The following is a 16,079-nucleotide window of genomic DNA, read 5'->3' as shown; positions in this document are numbered from 1 at the left end:
GCCCGTCGTGGCCCCGCAGCCCGTCGCCGAGCCCGAGGCGGCCGCCCCGGCCGAGGCGCCCGCCCAGGAACCCGAGCCCGTCGCCGAGCCCGAGGCGGCCGCCCCGGCCGAGGCGCCCGCCCAGGAACCCGAGCCCGTCGCCGAGCCCGAGCCCGCCCCCGCGCTGATCACCATCGACATGGACCCGGAACCGGAACCGGAACCGGCGCCCCTCCAGGCCGCCGCCCCGGCCGCCCCCGCCGGCAAGCCCGCCCTCTCCCTCGCCAAGGTCAAGGCGCGGGCGCCCGAGCTCGTCGGGGCGTACAAGGCGGCGCAGGCCGGGTTGAAGGCGCACGGGCTGACCGGGCTGCGCGCCACCGTCTACCTGGTCCTGGACCGCTCCGGTTCGATGCGGCCGTTCTACAAGGACGGCAGCGCCCAGCACCTGGGCGACCGCACACTCGCGCTCGCCGCGCACCTGGACGAGAGCGCCACCGTGCGGGTCGTGTTCTTCTCGACCGAGATCGACGGCACCGGCACGGTGGAGCTGGAGGGCCACGAGGGCCGCATCGACGAGCTGAACGCGGGCCTCGGCCGGCTCGGCCGGACGAACTACCACCGCGCGGTCGAGGAGGTCGTCGCGCACTACGAGGGGTCCGGGGCGACCGGCCCCGCGCTGGTGGTCTTCCAGACGGACGGGCCGCCGGACGTCCGCCAGGCCGCCCGCCAGGCGCTGGACGCGGCGGCACGGCTGCCGATCTTCTTCCAGTTCGTCGCGTTCGGCGACAAGGACGCGAAGGGCTTCGACTTCCTGCGGAAGCTGGACGCCCCGAACGCCGGCTTCTTCCACGCCGGACCCGCCCCCCGCGAGGTCGCGGACAGTGCGTTCTACCGCGAGCTGCTCGCCGCGCTCCCCGCGTGGGTCGCCGGGCGCGAGACGGCCACCGGCGCCTGATCCGCCGGCAGGCGTACGGTCACGGCGAGCCCGCCCTCCGGGCCCGGCACCGCCGTGACCGTACCGTCGTGGGCCATCGCGATGGACCGCACGATCGACAGGCCGAGGCCCGAGCCCGGCCCCATCCGGTCCCTGCCCTCACCCCGGCGGAACGGCTCGAACAGGCCGGGGATGTCCGCCGCGTCCACCAGCGGACCGGTGTTGCGGACCTTCAGCAGCACCCCGCCCCCGGCCGGTACCACCGCCACCTCCACGCTCCCGCCGGGCACGTTGTAGGTCACCGCATTGGCCAGCAGGTTCGCCACCAGCTGGGCCAGCAGCAGCCGGTTGCCGAGCACCGGGCAGGGCCGGGCGTCGAGCCGTACGCCCGGGTGCCGGGACACCTCCTCCGCGACCACCTGGGCCAGGTCCACCGGCTCCCGCTCGCTCTTCTCCAGGCCGCGCTCGCTGCGCGCCAGCACGAGCAGGCCCTCGATGAGCCGTTCGCTGCGCCGGTTGTTGTCCAGGAGGGTCTGCCTGGTCCGTACGAGGTCGTCGGGGGTCGGGTCGTCCAGGCCGACCTGGATCGCGGCGCGCTGGGTGGCCAGCGGGGTCCGCAGCTCGTGCGAGGCGTTGGCGATGAACCGCCGCTGACTGTCGAAGGCCCTCTCCAGCCGGGCGAGCAGCGCGTCGAGCGTGTCGCCGAGCTCCCTGAGTTCGTCGTCGGGGCCGCTGGCGGCGATCCGCTCGTGGAGGGTGTGCGCGGAGAGCCGGCGCGCCTTGGCGGTCATGGCGTGGACGGGCCGCAGGACCCGCCCGGCCGTCCACCAGCCGACGCCCACCGCGCACGCCGTCATCACGAGCAGCGCGGCCGCCGACCAGATGAGCAGCTGGTGGCCGGCCGCGTCGCTGACGTGGTCGGTGAGGTCGTAGACGGTCGGCGGGCCGAGCCGGTGGCGGCTGACGAGCGGCCCGTTGACCGCGTAGCCGGGCTGGACCACGACGGCCGTCTCGGCGATGGCGCGGGCCTGCGAGTCCGTACCGGCGCGGGAGGCCAGGTTGACGGTGGCGAGGAGGGCGGTGCCGAGGACCAGGAAGACGCCGCCGTAGACGAGGGCGATGCGGGTCCTGATCGTGGAGTGCGGCAGCAGGGCCGGACGCTTCACAGGGCGTACCCCACGCCCTGCACGGTGCGGATCAGGGCCGGTTCGCCGAGCTTGCCGCGCAGCTTGCTCATGCAGACGCGGACGGCGCCGGTGAAGGGATCTGCGTTGGCGTCCCAGGCCCGCTCCAGCAGCTCCTCGGCGCTGACCGTCCCGCCGTCCGCCTCCAGCAGCAGCTGGAGGACGGTGAACTCCTTCGGCGACAGGTCCAGGTCCCGGCCGTCCCGGGTCGCGGCCCGCCGCACGGTGTCGAGCCGGATGCCGTACCGCTCCAGCTGCGGCGGTACGGGGCGGGCGCTGCGCCGCCGCAGGGCGCGTACCCGCGACACCAGCTCGGGGAATTCGAAGGGCTTGCCCAGGTAGTCGTCGGCGCCCAGGTCGAGCCCGGCGACCCGGTCCTCCATGGTCCCGGCGGCCGTCAGCATCAGGATCCTGGTGCGGGAGCCGGAGGCGACGAGTCCGCGTGCCACGTCGTCGCCGTGCACCCGGGGCAGGTCGCGGTCCAGGACGACGACGTCGTAGTCGTGCAGGCCCAGGTAAGCCTGGGCGGCATCACCGCTGTACACCGTGTCGACGGCGAAGCCGGCCCGCCGCAGCCCGGTGGCGACCAGCTCCGCGAGGATTTCCTCGTCCTCGGCGACCAGTACCCGCATCGTGATGTCCCCTGCCTCGTGCATGCGTGTCCACTCCCTCCCAGGATGCGTCCTTGATACGGGAAGGGACGTTTCGCAAAGCTCTCCGCCCGGGGCCGGGCGCGCGTCCGCCGGCGGCTCAGCGGCCCAGCGACTGCGCGTCCCCCATCACGATGACGGGTTCGAGGGCCGGGTCGAGCACGCCGAGGAGCTGCTTCATCCGGTCCTCGGTGACCGAGACGCAGCCCTGCGTGGGGCCACCGTGGTCGACGTGGATCCAGATGCCGCCGCCGCGTTCCTCGCCGAGGGGGCGGGTGCGGTCGAGCGGGGAGGTGCCGGGGACACGGTTGTAGTCGATGGCGACGACGTAGTCGAAGGAGCCCTCCAGCGGCTCCCCCTGGAACCCCTCACCCGTCACGGCGAAGTCGGGGCTCAGGTCGTACGGGAACGCCGTCTCCGGGGGCGCGAGGCGGCCGCCCGCCGCGGTCAGGGTGAAGACGCCGACGGGTGAGCGCAGATCGCCCTCCCGGTGCTCGTCCGTCCAGCCGCCCAGCGCGTTGTGCGCGGGCCAGGGCGGCAGCGCGGCACGCCAGCCGGGGCCGGTGGGACCGTCCCGGGTGTAGAGGACGGCCGTCGACTTGTCGGAGTCCGGGGACTCGCCGGTGACCACGAACGCCTGCCGGGCCCCGGCCGGGATCGCCGCCCGCGTCTGCGGCCCGAGGCCCGGGATCTCCGCCGGCGCCGGCGACGGCTGCGGTGCGGCGGGGGACGCCGTCGTGCCGGGCGGCCCCGGTACGCCGTTGACGTGTGCGTGCTCCGTGGCGGCGCCGCCCAGGTCCGTCCCGGCGATGGAGCCCGCCCCGCACCCGGCGAGCAGCACGAGGAGGGCGAGAGCGCAGGCCACGTGGGGCAGGCGCAGGGGTGCGTGCGAAGGGGGCGGGGGCACGGAGGGCTCCTCAGCGGTCGGTGCGCCGGTGTCGGCCCAGCCAGTCATTGCCGCCCGCGCGGCCGCCCAATCCGCTACGGAGCCCATCCGGCCGTAGCCGTTCAGGTGATTCGTGTACTTGCAGGGAACCGGACGTGTCCCCGTGCCATGAGACAGCCCCCGGCCGATGAGGGCCGGGGGCTGTTTCACGTGAAACCGCGGTGCGGGACGTGCGGTGCGAAGGCTACTTCTGCGCGTCCTTCGCCGGTGCGGCCGGCTTGCGGAGCTGGATGTTCAGCTCGCGCAGCCGCGTCTCGTCCAGCACGGTCGGCGCGCCCATCATCAGGTCCTGGGCGTTGCCGTTCAGCGGGAAGGCGATCGTCTCGCGGATGTTCGGCTCGTCGGCCAGCAGCATCACGATGCGGTCGACGCCCGGGGCGATGCCACCGTGCGGCGGGGCGCCGAGACGGAAGGCGCGGAGCATGCCCGCGAACTCCTGCTCCACGGTCTCGCGGTCGTAGCCGGCGATCTCGAATGCCTTGATCATGAGCTCGGGCTCGTGGTTCCGGATGGCGCCGGAGGACAGCTCGATGCCGTTGCAGACGATGTCGTACTGCCAGGCGAGGATGTCCAGCGGGTCCTTCTCCTCCAGGTCCTTCAGGCCGCCCTGGGGCATCGAGAAGGGGTTGTGCGAGAAGTCGATCTTCCCGGTGTCCTCGTCCTTCTCGTACATCGGGAAGTCGACGACCCAGCAGAACCGGAAGACGCCCTCCTCGAAGTGGCCGGCCCGCTTGGCGGCCTCGACGCGGACGGCGGACATGATCTTGGAGACCTCGTCGAACTCGCCCGCGCCGAAGAAGACGGCGTGGCCCGGGACGAGGGAGAGCCGCTCGGTGAGCGTCTTGACGTCGGTCTCCGTGAGGAACTTGGCGATCGGGCCGGCCAGCGTGCCGTCCTCGCCGACGCGGACCCAGGCCAGGCCCTTGGCGCCGTGCTCCACGGCGTACTCGCCGAGGCCGTCGAAGAACTTGCGGGACTGGCCCGCGGTGTCCGGCACCGGGAGGGCGCGGACGTGCTTGCCGGCGAACGCCTTGAACCCCGAGTCCGCGAAGACGTCGGAGATGTCGACCAGCTCCAGCTTGGCGCGCAGGTCCGGCTTGTCGTTGCCGTACTTCAGCATCGACTCGCGGAACGGGATGCGCGGGAACGGCGAGGTGACGTGGCGGCCGTTGCCGAACTCCTCGAAGAGCTCGGTCACCAGCTTCTCGATCGGCTGGAAGACGTCTTCCTGCTCCACGAAGGACATCTCGACGTCGAGCTGGTAGAACTCGCCCGGCGAGCGGTCGGCGCGGGCGTCCTCGTCGCGGAAGCAGGGCGCGATCTGGAAGTAGCGGTCGAAGCCGGAGATCATCAGCAGCTGCTTGAACTGCTGCGGGGCCTGGGGCAGCGCGTAGAACTTGCCGGGGTTCAGCCGGGACGGGACGACGAAGTCACGGGCGCCCTCGGGGGAGGTCGCGGTGAGGATCGGCGTCGCCATCTCGTTGAAGCCGAGGGCCACCATCTTGGACCGGATCGAGGCGATCACGGCGGAGCGCAGCATGATGTTGCGGTGCATGCGCTCGCGGCGCAGGTCCAGGAAGCGGTACTCCAGGCGCCGCTCCTCGTTGACCCCGTCCTCGGCGTTGATCGTGAAGGGCAGCGGGCCGGCCTCGCCCAGCACCTCGACCTCGGAGACCTCGATCTCGATCTCGCCGGTCGGCAGGTCCGGGTTCACGTTGTCGGCGCCGCGGGCGGAGACCTTGCCGTCGATCCGGACGACGGTCTCCTTGGTGAGCTTCGCCAGGGCGTCGTTGCCGGGGGTGCCGGGGCGGGCGACGAGCTGCACCAGACCGTAGTGGTCGCGCAGATCGATGAAGAGGATGCCGCCCAGGTCTCGGCGATTGTGCAGCCAGCCGCTCAGCCGGACGTCGGTGCCGACGTCAGAGGCGCGGAGCTCGCCGCAGGTGTGGGACCTGTACCGATGCATCGTCGTTCATCCAGTCTTCGCGGTTGGGGGAGGAATCAGCCTCCCCAGGCTACCGCCCGCGACCGGAGCGTTTCATTGTCATTGCCCGCACCGAGATCGTCCGCATGTCCGCAGCGCTGCCCTCCGCGCACATGCCGGTTTAAAGTGGGGCAATGCGCACCGAGGATGTGCTGGCCGCGACCGCGACCGGGCTGTGGCGCTGGGACAACGGAGCCGGGACGGTCACCCTCGACGCGGAGGCCGCCCGCCTGCTGGAGCTGCCCTCCGCGCCCGGTGTCTTCCGCGAGTCCGAGGTTCGCTCCCGCTTCCACCCCGTCGACTGGAACGAGATCCTCGGGGTGATCTCTCTCGCCGTCGCCGAGGGCACCCTCGCCGAGGCGCGGCTGCGGATCATGGACGAGCGCGGCCGGGTGCTGCGTACCGTGCGCAGCCGTTCCAAGCCGGTCCCGGGCGGCGAGGACCGCAAGGACTACGTGCTCATCGGCACCCTCCAGGAGGTCGCCGAACCCCAGCCGGGCACCACCGGGGCGCACACCCCCATCACCGGCGACTGGCGGCGTTCCCGCGAGGCGTTCCTGCTGGACGCGGGCCGGGCCCTGGCCGAGGCCGGGTCGACCACGGAGGTGCTGCGGGTCGCCTACTCGCTCTCCATGCCCGGGTTCTCGCCGGACGGCCTCGCGGTCTTCGGCGTCGAGGGCGAGCGGCTGACCATCGTCGGCCAGCACGGGCACTCCCTGGGTGACGAGAGCCCGTTCTCCGACATGCCGCTGGAGACGGACTACCCGGCCACCGAGGTCATCCGCACGGGCCGGGCGATCTATCTGCCCACCCCGGACGACTACCGCACCCGCTACCCCGCCACCTGGCCGCTGGTCCGGCGGTTCGGGCGCCGCTCCTGGGCCTTCCTGCCGCTGATCGTGTCCGGGCGCACGATGGGCACCTGGATGGCCGGCTTCCGGCACCCGGTGTCGTTCTCGCCGGACGAGCGGTCCGTGCTGACGACCGTGGCCCGGATGCTCGCCCAGGCACTGGCCCGGGCCGGCGCCGCCGACACGGAGCGGGAGCTGTCGCTCGGGCTCCAGCGCTCGATGATGCCCTCGCTCGGCCCCGACATCCCGGGGATGACCGTGGCCGCGCGCTATGTGCCGACCGGGGGCGGCCTCCAGGTCGGCGGCGACTGGTACGACCTGATCCCGCTCCCCAGCGGCCGCATCGCCCTCGTCATCGGCGACGTCCAGGGGCACGACGTGCGGGCGGCGGGGCTCATGGGCCAGCTGCGGATCGCCCTGCGCGCGTACGCCTCCGAAGGGCACCGCCCCGACGCGGTGCTCTCCCGCGCCTCCCGCTTCCTCTCCGGGCTCACCGACCCGCTGGAGGACGACGGCGCGGCCGCGCGGTTCGCGACCTGCCTGTACGCGGAGGCCGACCCGGAGACCGGCGTCCTGGAGATCGCGCGGGCCGGGCACCCCGACCCCGTGGTGGCGACCGCCGACGGGACGGCCGTCGTCCGGCAGACCGAGGGCGGGCTGCCGCTCGGCATCGAGGCGGACGCGGACTACCCGACGACCCGGGTCGTCCTGGAGGCCGGGCAGACGATCATGCTCTGCACGGACGGGCTGATCGAGACCGGCGGCCACGACCTCGCCACCGGCTGGGTCCGGCTGCGGCCCATTCTGGAGCGGCACACCGGTGACCTGGAGAAACTCGCGGACGCGCTGGTGCAGGCCGTGCACGGGCCCACCTCGCACTACACGACCGGCCCGCTCGCCGACCGGCGCGAGGACGATGTCGCGGTGCTGCTGCTGCGCCGCGAGGCCCCCGTCACGCATCCGCCCGCACCCCGACGGACCGCGCTGACCATCGCCCAGGCCGAGCCGGAGCGGATCTCGGTGGCCCGCCGGCAGCTGCGGGAGCTGCTGCACGACTGGGCGGACCCGGACCAGGTGGACGCGGCCGTGCTGCTGCTCTCCGAGATGGCCACGAACGTCCTGGTGCACACGGACGGTGACGCGCTGATGGTCGCGCAGGCCATCGGGGTGCCCGGGGAACGGTGTCTGCGCGTGGACATGTCCGACGGCAGCGACGAGCTGCCGCACAAGCGGCGCCCGGGGGAGATGGCCTCCAGCGGCCGGGGCCTGGTGCTGATGGAGATGCTCGCCCACCGCTGGGGGGTCGATCCGCGCGGGGCGGGCAAGTCGATCTGGTTCGAGCTGAACGAGGCCGAGGAACCGTCGCTGCCGGACCTGGACTAAAACGGGACTAAACGGGCCCCTCAGGGGCGTCCGGGCGGCGGCCGCCGTTGCGCAGCTCCCCCAGGATGCCGAAGACCGCCGCGCACAGCGGGACCGCGAGCAGCATGCCGAGGATGCCCGCCACGCTCGCGCCCGCCGTCAGTGCGATCAGGATCATCGCGGGGTGCATCTGGACCGTGCGGCTCTGGATCATCGGTTGCAGGATGTGGCCCTCCAGCACCTGTACGGCGAGGACGACACCGAGCGCCCACAGCGCGATCACGAACCCCCGGTCCGCGAGCGCCACCAGGACCGCCACCGCACCGGAGATGAACGCGCCGAGATACGGGATGTAGGCGCCGACGAGCACCAGCGCGCCCAGCCCCACCGCGCCGGGCACCCGCAGGATCAGCAGCCCGACCGTGATGCAGACGGCGTCGATCAGGGCGATGAGCGTCGTCCCGCGCATGAAGCCCTCGACGGCCTCGAAGGCGCGCCGGCCCATCGCCTCGACCATGTCGCCGGTGCCGCGCGGGGCGACGGTGTGGGCGAGGCGCGCGGCCCGGTCGGAGTCGCGCAGGAAGAAGAAGGTCAGCAGCAGGGCGAGGACGCTGGTGGCGACGAGGGAGCCGACCAGGCTGATGCCGGTGAGGAGCCCGCCCGCGGCGCTCGCGCCGAACTTCGAGATCAGCTTGCGGGCGTTGGCCGCCAGGTCGTCCACGTTGGTGCCGTCCGCGGCACCGAAGTGGTCGATGACCCACTGCCCGGCGTCCTTCAGCGACCTGACGATCTGGTCACCGGTCTCCACGAGCGAGGAGACGACGATGTAGCCCGCACCGCCGACGACGGCGACGAGCAGCGCGCAGGTGACGAAGGCGGCCACCGAGCGGTTCACGCCGTGGGTGGTCATCCGGCGGTGGACCGGGCCGAGCAGCGCCGTACCGAGCAGCGCGAGGAGCACCGGCGTGACCGCGGTCTTGAGGGCGATGCACAGCCAGACGGCGACGGCGGCGACACCGGCGACCAGCAGCAGGACACCGCACCAGGCGGCCGTCCGCCGGGCGCCGTCGGGTAGGAGGGGCTTCTGGGTCTGCACCCTCTCAGCCGATCACGCCCCGGGAGCGGTGTCCCGCCCGCGCCGCCGTACGAGTGACGGGGCGTCACACGACGGCGGCGGGGACGGGCTGTCGGTCACATGCCGTGGACGGCGGGCACGGTGCCGAGGCGGCCGGCCTGGAAGTCCTCGAATGCCTGCTTCAGTTCGGCCTGGCTGTTCATCACGAACGGCCCGTAGTGCGCCATCGGTTCGCGGATGGGGCGCCCGCCGAGCAGGACGACCTCCAGGTCGGGGGTGTTCCCGTCCTGCTTCTCGTCCGCGCGCACGGTCAGCGAGGAGCCGGCGCCGAAGACGGCGGTCTGGCCCAGGTGGACGGGCCGGCGCTCGGCCCCGGCGGTGCCGCGCCCGGCGAGGACGTACGCGAGGCCGTTGAAGTCCTCGCGCCACGGGAGCGTCACCTCGGCGCCGGGGCGCACGGTGGCGTGGATCATCGTGATCGGGGTGTGGGTGATGCCGGGGCCCTCGTGGCCGTCGAGCTCACCGGCGATCACCCGCAGCAGCGCGCCGCCGTCCGGGGAGGCGAGCAGCTGGACCTGGCCGCCGCGGATGTCCTGGTAGCGCGGGGCCATCATCTTGTCGGCCCTGGGCAGGTTCACCCAGAGCTGGAGGCCGTGGAAGAGGCCGCCCGACATGACCAGGGACTCCGGCGGCGCCTCGATGTGCAGCAGGCCGGAACCGGCGGTCATCCACTGGGTGTCGCCGTTGCCGATGGTGCCGCCGCCCCCGTTGGAGTCCTGGTGGACGAAGGTGCCGTCGATCAGGTACGTCACGGTCTCGAAGCCGCGGTGCGGGTGCCAGGGGGTGCCCTTCGGCTCCCCTGCCTCGTACTCCACCTCACCCATCTGGTCCATCATGATGAACGGGTCGAGGTACTTGTAGTCGATCCCCGCGAAGGCCCGGCGGACCGGGAAGCCCTCGCCCTCGAACCCGCTCGGCGCCGTGGTCACGGCGAGCACGGGACGGGCCGCGGCGTCGCCGGAAGCGGCCACCTTGGGCAGGGTCAGCGGGTTCTCGACGGTCACTGCGGGCATGGAAGCCACCTCCGGGGGACTGTTCTGGAACCAATTTAGTTGAATGGTGAACATCCTGCAAGGCTCCGACTGTTCCCGGGCTCCAAGGCCCAGCCGTTCCGGGGCCGCCCCGGACAGCCGGAAGGGGCCCGTACCGAGAGCGGTACTGGCCCCTTCCGGAAGGCCCCGGTCCGGCGGATCAGCCGTACATGCGGCGCATCGCGAAGTCGACCATCTGCTCGACGGCCTTGGCGTCGAAGACCATCCGGTGCTCGCCCTCCATGTCCAGGACGAAGCCGTAGCCGGTGGGCAGCAGGTCGATCACCTCGGCGCCGGTGATCACGAAGTACTTGGACTCCTTGCCCGCGTACAGCCGCAGCTCCTTGAGCGTGGTGAACATCGGGATCACGGGCTGCTGGGTGTTGTGCAGCGCGAGGAACCCCGGGTTGTCGCCGCGCGGGCAGTAGACCTTCGACGTCGCGAAGATCTGCTGGAAGTCCTCGGCGGACAGCGAGCCGGTCGTGAACGCCCGTACCGCGTCGCCCAGCGAGGGCGGCGAGGGTTCGGGGTACAGCGGCTGCTCGCCGTAGCCGCCCCCCATAGGCTGCTGCGCGCCCTGGTTCTGGTCGTAGCCGTACATGGGGCAAAGAGTAATCGGCCACATCTGCGGCTCGGGGGGTTGCGCCTTATTACTGACGGGTAGCATCATCGTAAGGGTCAGCTGATACGTCCGGGCCACCCCTCCACGGGGCGCTGCGCGCCACTGCTATTGATTACGGAGCCTTCCCATGGGGCACTACAAGTCGAATCTCCGCGACATCGAGTTCAACCTCTTCGAGGTCCTCGGGCGCGACAAGCTGTACGGCACCGGACCGTTCGCGGAGATGGACGTCGAGACCGCGAAGAGCATCCTCGACGAGGTCGCCCGCCTCGCGGAGAACGAGCTCGCCGACTCCTACGCCGACGCCGACCGCAACCCGCCGGTCTTCGACCCGGAGACCGGCACCGCACCGGTCCCCGACACGTTCAAGAAGTCGTACCAGGCGTTCATGGACTCCGAGTACTGGCGCCTGGGCCTGCCCGAGGAGATCGGCGGCACCACCTCGCCGCGCTCCCTGATCTGGGGTTACGCGGAGCTGCTGCTCGGCTCCAACCCGGCCGTCTGGATGTACTCCTCGGGCCCGGCGTTCGCCGGCATCCTCTTCGAGGAAGGCAACGAGGCCCAGAAGAAGGTCGCCGAGATCGCCGTCGAGAAGCAGTGGGGCTCGACGATGGTGCTGACCGAGCCGGACGCCGGCTCCGACGTCGGCGCGGGCCGCACGAAGGCCGTCGAGCAGGAGGACGGCTCCTGGCACATCGAGGGCGTCAAGCGCTTCATCACCTCGGGCGAGCACGACATGTCCGAGAACATCCTCCACTACGTGCTGGCGCGCCCCGAGGGCGCCGGCCCGGGCACCAAGGGCCTCTCCCTCTTCCTGGTCCCGAAGTACCACTTCGACTGGACCACCGGCGAGCTGGGCGAGCGCAACGGCGTCTACGCGACGAACGTCGAGCACAAGATGGGCCTCAAGGCGTCCAACACCTGCGAGATGACGTTCGGCGACCGCCACCCCGCCAAGGGCTGGCTCATCGGCGACAAGCACGACGGCATCCGCCAGATGTTCCGCATCATCGAGTTCGCCCGCATGATGGTCGGCACGAAGGCCATCGCCACGCTCTCCACGGGCTACCTCAACGCGCTGGAGTACGCCAAGGAGCGCGTCCAGGGCACCGACCTGTCGCAGTTCATGAACAAGACGGCGCCCAAGGTCACCATCACGCACCACCCCGACGTGCGCCGCTCGCTCATGACGCAGAAGGCGTACGCCGAGGGCATGCGCGCCCTCGTCCTCTACACCGCCTCCGTCCAGGACGCGATCCAGGAGAAGGAGGCCGCGGGCGAGGACGCGAAGGCGCTGCACGGCCTCAACGACCTGCTCCTCCCGATCGTGAAGGGCTACGGCTCCGAGAAGTCGTACGAGCAGCTGGCGCAGTCGCTCCAGACGTTCGGCGGCTCCGGGTACCTCCAGGAGTACCCGGTCGAGCAGTACATCCGTGACGCCAAGATCGACACGCTGTACGAGGGCACGACGGCCATCCAGGGCCAGGACTTCTTCTTCCGGAAGATCGTGCGCGACCAGGGCGCCTCGCTCAACGCGCTCTCCGAGGAGATCAAGAAGTTCCTCGCGGGCGCCCAGGACAACGAGGAGCTGGCCGGTGCGCTGGACAGCCTCGCGAAGGCCGCGGTGGACCTGGAGGCGATCGTCGGCACGATGATCACCGACCTCACCGCCACCGGCGAGGACGTCAAGAACATCTACAAGGTGGGCCTGAACACCACCCGCCTGCTGCTGGCCTCCGGCGACGTCGTCGTCGGCTACCTGCTGCTCAAGGGCGCGGCCGTGGCCGCCGAGAAGCTGCCGGCCGCCTCCGCGAAGGACGCCGCCTTCTACCGGGGCAAGATCGCCGCCGCGAAGTTCTTCGCCGCGAACATCCTCCCGGGCGTCGGCGCCGAGCGCGCCCTCGCCGAGTCCGTCGACAACTCCCTGATGGACCTGGACGAGGCCGCGTTCTAGGACGCCGCAGCACGCTCGCCAACAGCGCCGCCACCGGACACGCTTTCGGGTGGCGGCGCTGTCGTACGGGCTGGGTACGCTGAGTAAAGGTCCGAGAATCCCGTCCATGGGAGGAACCATGACTGCCGAGGCACTGCCCGACTCGCCGCACCGCCAGCCGGACGGTTCCAGGTGGCCGGTCCCGCCGCAGGACGGCTACACCGTGGACGAACTCTTCACGCTCGACCTCCCGCCGCACACTGAGCTGATCGACGGGAGCCTGGTTTTCGTGAGTCCGCAGCGGAAATTCCACACGCTGGCCATGTACCTGCTGGAGCAGGGCCTGCGGAGCCACGTTCCGGACGACCTGCGGGTGCGCCGCGAGATGGCGGTGCTGCTCGGCAAGCGCAACGCGCCGGAACCCGACCTGGTCGTGGTGACGGCCGAGGCCGACGGGGACCAGCGCCAGACCCGCTACCGGGCCGCCGACGTCCTGCTCGCCGTCGAAGTCGTCTCGCCCGACTCCGAGGAACGCGACCGCGACACCAAGCCGCTCAAGTACGCGGCGGCGGGCATCCCGCACTTCTGGCGGGTCGAGATGAGCCGCGAGCACGACCGGCCCGTGGTGTGGACCTACGAGTACGACGCGGTGACCAAGGCGTACGTCTCCACCGGCGTCCACCACGACCGGCTCAAGCTCTCCGTGCCGTACGACATCGACATCGATCTGACGGCCATCGACCGGCTGTGAGTGGCGAAAAACCGACCGCGTCGATGAGCTGACCGACACCGTCGGCCCGGGAATTCCAGGCTCACCGGACAATGGCCGCAGGAGCCCGGGGGCGACGGTGAATCCTTTCGGCCAAGCCTGGCTACAGTGAAGAACATGAGTTCCTCCCCCCGCTTCGACCGCGGCCACACCGACGATCTGATGGCCTTCCTGATGGCCGCCCCCTCCCCGTACCACGCCGTGGCAGCCGCGGCCGCGCGGCTGGAGAAGGCCGGGTTCCGGCAGGTGGAGGAGACCGCGGCCTGGGACGGGACCGCGGGCGGCAAGTACGTCCTGCGCGGCGGCGCGATCGTCGCCTGGTACGTGCCTGAGGGCGCCGGGGCGCACACCCCGTTCCGGATCGTCGGCGCGCACACCGACTCGCCCAACCTCCGCGTCAAGCCGCTGCCCGACACCGGCGCGTACGGCTGGCGGCAGATCGCCGTGGAGGTCTACGGCGGCACCCTGCTCAACACCTGGCTGGATCGCGACCTCGGCCTCGCCGGCCGGATCTCCCTGCGTGACGGCACCGACCGGCTGGTCTCCGTGGACCGCCCGCTGCTGCGCGTCCCGCAGCTCGCCGTGCACCTGGACCGGTCGGCCAACTCCGACGGGCTCAAGCTGGACCGGCAGAAGCACATGCAGCCCATCTGGGGGCTCGGGGACGTCGAGGAGGGCGACCTCATCCGGTTCGTCGCCGAGGAGGCGGGCGTCGACGCCGAGGACATCACCGGCTGGGACCTGATGCCGCACCCCGTCGAGCCGCCGTCCTACCTGGGCCGCGACCGCGAGCTCGTGGCCGGACCCCGCATGGACAACCTGCTCTCGGTGCACGCGGCGACCGCCGCGCTCGCCGCCGTCGCCGGGCAGCCCGACGCCGAGCTGCCGTACATCCCGGTCATGGCCGCCTTCGACCACGAGGAGAACGGCTCGCAGTCCGACACCGGCGCGGACGGGCCGATGCTCGGCACGGTCCTGGAGCGCTCGGTCTTCGCCCGCGGCGGCGGTTACGAGGACCGCGCCCGCGCCTTCGCCGGCACGGTCTGCCTCTCCTCCGACACCGGCCACGCGATCCACCCCAACTACGCCGAGCGCCACGACCCCACGCACCACCCGGTCGTCAACGGCGGACCGATCCTCAAGGTCAACGTCAACATGCGGTACGCCACCGACGGCAGCGGCCGCTCCGTGTTCGCCGCGGCCTGCGAGAAGGCGGGCGTGCCCTGGCAGACGTTCGTCTCCAACAACGCGATGCCCTGCGGTACGACGATCGGCCCGATCACCGCGGCCCGGCACGGCATCCGGACCGTGGACATCGGCGTCGCCATCCTGTCCATGCACAGTGCGCGTGAGCTGTGCGGCGCCGACGACCCGTACCTCCTGGCGAACGCCCTGGTGGCCTTCCTGGCCGGCTGACGCCTCGGAGGCGCCTCCTCCCAACCCCCGGCCCGCGCATGCTCGTTGCCGGGCCGGGTACGCGCTTCGTACACGGCACCGGAGCTTCCGGGCCGTCGAGGAGGCGGAACTCATGGGACTCGGAGGATGCATCATCCTCATCGGCGCAGGGGCGATCCTCGCCTTCGCGACCGACTGGGAAATGGACAGCGTCAACGTCGACCTGGTCGGCTGGATCATGATGATCGTCGGCATCATCGGCGTCTTCGTCTACGCGAGCGTCATACGGCGCCGCCGCATGATCGTACCGCCCACCACCACGGTCGTGTCCGACGACGAACGGCACCTGTGACCGGGCACGATCCGGCCACACCCCTGAAACACCACTGCGGAGTCCCCGATATTCTGGGCCCTTGTCCGTGACCCGGCACCGGGCGCGTCAGACCCGGAAGGGGAGCCGCTCGTGGAGTTCCGGCTGCTCGGCACCGTCTGCGTCGACACGCTGACCGGGCCGCTGCCCCTCGGCCCCGCCAAACGCCGCAGCCTGCTCGCGGCCCTCCTGCTGCACGCCAACACACCGGTGTCCATGGCGCGCCTGACGGACTGTCTGTGGGACGACACCCCGCCACTGCACGCCCGCACCGTCATCCAGGGCCATGTCTCCCGGCTGCGCGCCCTGCTGATGGGCGCGGACGCGCAGGCGTACGGGGTCGAGCTGGCCACACTCGGGGACGCGTACGTGCTGCGGGCACCGGAAACGCTGCTGGACTCCCAGCGCTTCGAGGAACTGCTGATGCTGGCCCGGGAGCAGCGCAGCCCCGCCGACACGGTGCTGATGCTCAAGGAGGCCCTGTCCCTGTGGCAGGGTCCCGCCCTCTCCGGCACCTACGCGAGCGCCCCGCTCCAGGCGGCCGCGCACGCGCTGGAGGAGTCCCGGCTCTCCACGGTCGAGCAACTGGCCCGCGCCTACGGCGTCCTCGGCGAGCACCACCGGGCGGCGGCGGTGCTGCGGACCGAGGCCGTCGCCCATCCGATGCGGGAATCCGTCGCGGCGGGCCTGATGACGGCGCTGTACCGCTCGGGGCGCCAGTCCGAGGCGCTGGACTGGTTCCACCGCACCCGCCGGCTGCTCGCCGACGAGCTGGGCATCGACCCGGGCCGCGAACTGGCCGACGCGTACGCGCAGATCCTGCGCGGGGAGCCGGCGGACGCGTCGGGCACGCGCGGGGGCCTCGGCGGGCTCGCCCACGCCCCGAACGTGCCGGGCGGAGGCGCCCCGGGGGCGCCGGGGGGCCTCGGCCGGC

14 protein-coding genes are annotated in these 16,079 nt (G+C 71.8%); 7 read left to right on the top strand and 7 right to left on the bottom strand.

Annotated features, from left to right (window positions below; genetic code table 11):
- Positions 1 to 934: VWA domain-containing protein (locus E6R18_RS33300; RefSeq protein ID WP_136320601.1), on the top strand; the 934-nt coding region annotated here is incomplete at its 5' end.
- Here E6R18_RS33300 and E6R18_RS33295 read toward each other — a convergent pair.
- From E6R18_RS33295 to aspS, 4 genes are all read right to left on the bottom strand, one after another.
- On the bottom strand, positions 868 to 2,079 hold the full coding sequence (locus tag E6R18_RS33295; RefSeq protein WP_136320600.1) for a HAMP domain-containing sensor histidine kinase: 1,212 nt from the start codon (positions 2,077 to 2,079) through the stop codon (positions 868 to 870). The genes E6R18_RS33300 and E6R18_RS33295 overlap by 67 nt on opposite strands.
- Positions 2,076 to 2,729 (bottom strand): response regulator transcription factor, encoded by a 654-nt coding sequence (locus E6R18_RS33290; protein WP_206307926.1) that lies wholly within the window; start codon positions 2,727 to 2,729, stop codon positions 2,076 to 2,078. The genes E6R18_RS33295 and E6R18_RS33290 overlap by 4 nt, the downstream gene beginning before the upstream one ends.
- A 118-nt stretch (positions 2,730 to 2,847) precedes the next feature.
- Complete coding sequence (locus tag E6R18_RS33285; protein WP_136320598.1) at positions 2,848 to 3,654, bottom strand: L,D-transpeptidase family protein; 807 nt, start codon at positions 3,652 to 3,654, stop codon at positions 2,848 to 2,850.
- A 223-nt stretch (positions 3,655 to 3,877) separates the two neighbouring features.
- Positions 3,878 to 5,659 (bottom strand): aspartate--tRNA ligase, encoded by a 1,782-nt coding sequence (gene aspS, locus E6R18_RS33280; protein WP_136320597.1) that lies wholly within the window; start codon positions 5,657 to 5,659, stop codon positions 3,878 to 3,880.
- Positions 5,660 to 5,811: 152 nt separating this feature from the next.
- On the opposite strand from aspS, the gene E6R18_RS33275 reads away from it, so the two are divergent.
- Complete coding sequence (locus E6R18_RS33275; protein ID WP_136320596.1) at positions 5,812 to 7,911, top strand: SpoIIE family protein phosphatase; 2,100 nt, start codon at positions 5,812 to 5,814, stop codon at positions 7,909 to 7,911.
- Positions 7,912 to 7,918: 7 nt separating this feature from the next.
- Here E6R18_RS33275 and E6R18_RS33270 read toward each other — a convergent pair whose 3' ends face one another.
- The 3 genes from E6R18_RS33270 to E6R18_RS33260 all read right to left on the bottom strand — a co-directional run bounded on the left by E6R18_RS33270 (position 7,919) and on the right by E6R18_RS33260 (position 10,657).
- On the bottom strand, positions 7,919 to 8,986 hold the full coding sequence (locus E6R18_RS33270) for an AI-2E family transporter (protein ID WP_136320595.1): 1,068 nt from the start codon (positions 8,984 to 8,986) through the stop codon (positions 7,919 to 7,921).
- 95 nt (positions 8,987 to 9,081) lie between these two features.
- On the bottom strand, positions 9,082 to 10,038 hold the full coding sequence (locus E6R18_RS33265) for a pirin family protein (protein ID WP_136320594.1): 957 nt from the start codon (positions 10,036 to 10,038) through the stop codon (positions 9,082 to 9,084).
- A gap of 178 nt (positions 10,039 to 10,216) precedes the next feature.
- On the bottom strand, positions 10,217 to 10,657 hold the full coding sequence (locus E6R18_RS33260) for an SseB family protein (protein WP_136207169.1): 441 nt from the start codon (positions 10,655 to 10,657) through the stop codon (positions 10,217 to 10,219).
- A gap of 148 nt (positions 10,658 to 10,805) precedes the next feature.
- On the opposite strand from E6R18_RS33260, the gene E6R18_RS33255 reads away from it, so the two are divergent.
- The 5 genes from E6R18_RS33255 to E6R18_RS33235 all read left to right on the top strand — a co-directional run.
- Positions 10,806 to 12,632: an acyl-CoA dehydrogenase gene (locus tag E6R18_RS33255; protein WP_136320593.1), complete on the top strand. Its 1,827-nt coding sequence runs from the start codon at positions 10,806 to 10,808 to the stop codon at positions 12,630 to 12,632.
- Positions 12,633 to 12,738: 106 nt separating this feature from the next.
- Positions 12,739 to 13,362, top strand: a complete 624-nt coding sequence (locus tag E6R18_RS33250) for a Uma2 family endonuclease (protein WP_136320592.1) — start codon at positions 12,739 to 12,741, stop codon at positions 13,360 to 13,362.
- Positions 13,363 to 13,497: 135 nt separating this feature from the next.
- Positions 13,498 to 14,796, top strand: a complete 1,299-nt coding sequence (locus E6R18_RS33245) for a M18 family aminopeptidase (protein WP_136320591.1) — start codon at positions 13,498 to 13,500, stop codon at positions 14,794 to 14,796.
- 112 nt (positions 14,797 to 14,908) lie between these two features.
- Complete coding sequence (locus E6R18_RS33240) at positions 14,909 to 15,127, top strand: DUF6458 family protein (RefSeq protein WP_136320590.1); 219 nt, start codon at positions 14,909 to 14,911, stop codon at positions 15,125 to 15,127.
- Positions 15,128 to 15,238: 111 nt separating this feature from the next.
- The coding region (locus E6R18_RS33235; protein ID WP_240799938.1) for an AfsR/SARP family transcriptional regulator at positions 15,239 to 16,079 on the top strand (841 nt) is incomplete at its 3' end.

It is taken from the genome of Streptomyces sp. A1277, assembly GCF_004795015.1.
In the GTDB taxonomy this organism is placed as follows: domain Bacteria; phylum Actinomycetota; class Actinomycetes; order Streptomycetales; family Streptomycetaceae; genus Streptomyces.
The sequence above is the reverse complement of the archived record's forward strand: the minus strand, read 5'-3'. Positions and strand labels throughout refer to the sequence as shown.

Bases quoted from the DNA above. Each gene is read 5' to 3' on its own strand.
- E6R18_RS33290 (WP_206307926.1), bottom strand. From the start codon at position 2,729: ATGCGGGTACTGGTCGCCGAGGACGAGGAAATCCTCGCGGAGCTGGTC.
- aspS (WP_136320597.1), bottom strand. From the start codon at position 5,659: ATGCATCGGTACAGGTCCCACACCTGCGGCGAGCTCCGCGCCTCTGAC.
- E6R18_RS33275 (WP_136320596.1), top strand. From the start codon at position 5,812: ATGCGCACCGAGGATGTGCTGGCCGCGACCGCGACCGGGCTGTGGCGC.
- E6R18_RS33265 (WP_136320594.1), bottom strand. From the start codon at position 10,038: ATGCCCGCAGTGACCGTCGAGAACCCGCTGACCCTGCCCAAGGTGGCC.
- E6R18_RS33260 (WP_136207169.1), bottom strand. From the start codon at position 10,657: ATGTACGGCTACGACCAGAACCAGGGCGCGCAGCAGCCTATGGGGGGC.
- E6R18_RS33255 (WP_136320593.1), top strand. From the start codon at position 10,806: ATGGGGCACTACAAGTCGAATCTCCGCGACATCGAGTTCAACCTCTTC.
- E6R18_RS33250 (WP_136320592.1), top strand. From the start codon at position 12,739: ATGGGAGGAACCATGACTGCCGAGGCACTGCCCGACTCGCCGCACCGC.
- E6R18_RS33245 (WP_136320591.1), top strand. From the start codon at position 13,498: ATGAGTTCCTCCCCCCGCTTCGACCGCGGCCACACCGACGATCTGATG.
- E6R18_RS33240 (WP_136320590.1), top strand. From the start codon at position 14,909: ATGGGACTCGGAGGATGCATCATCCTCATCGGCGCAGGGGCGATCCTC.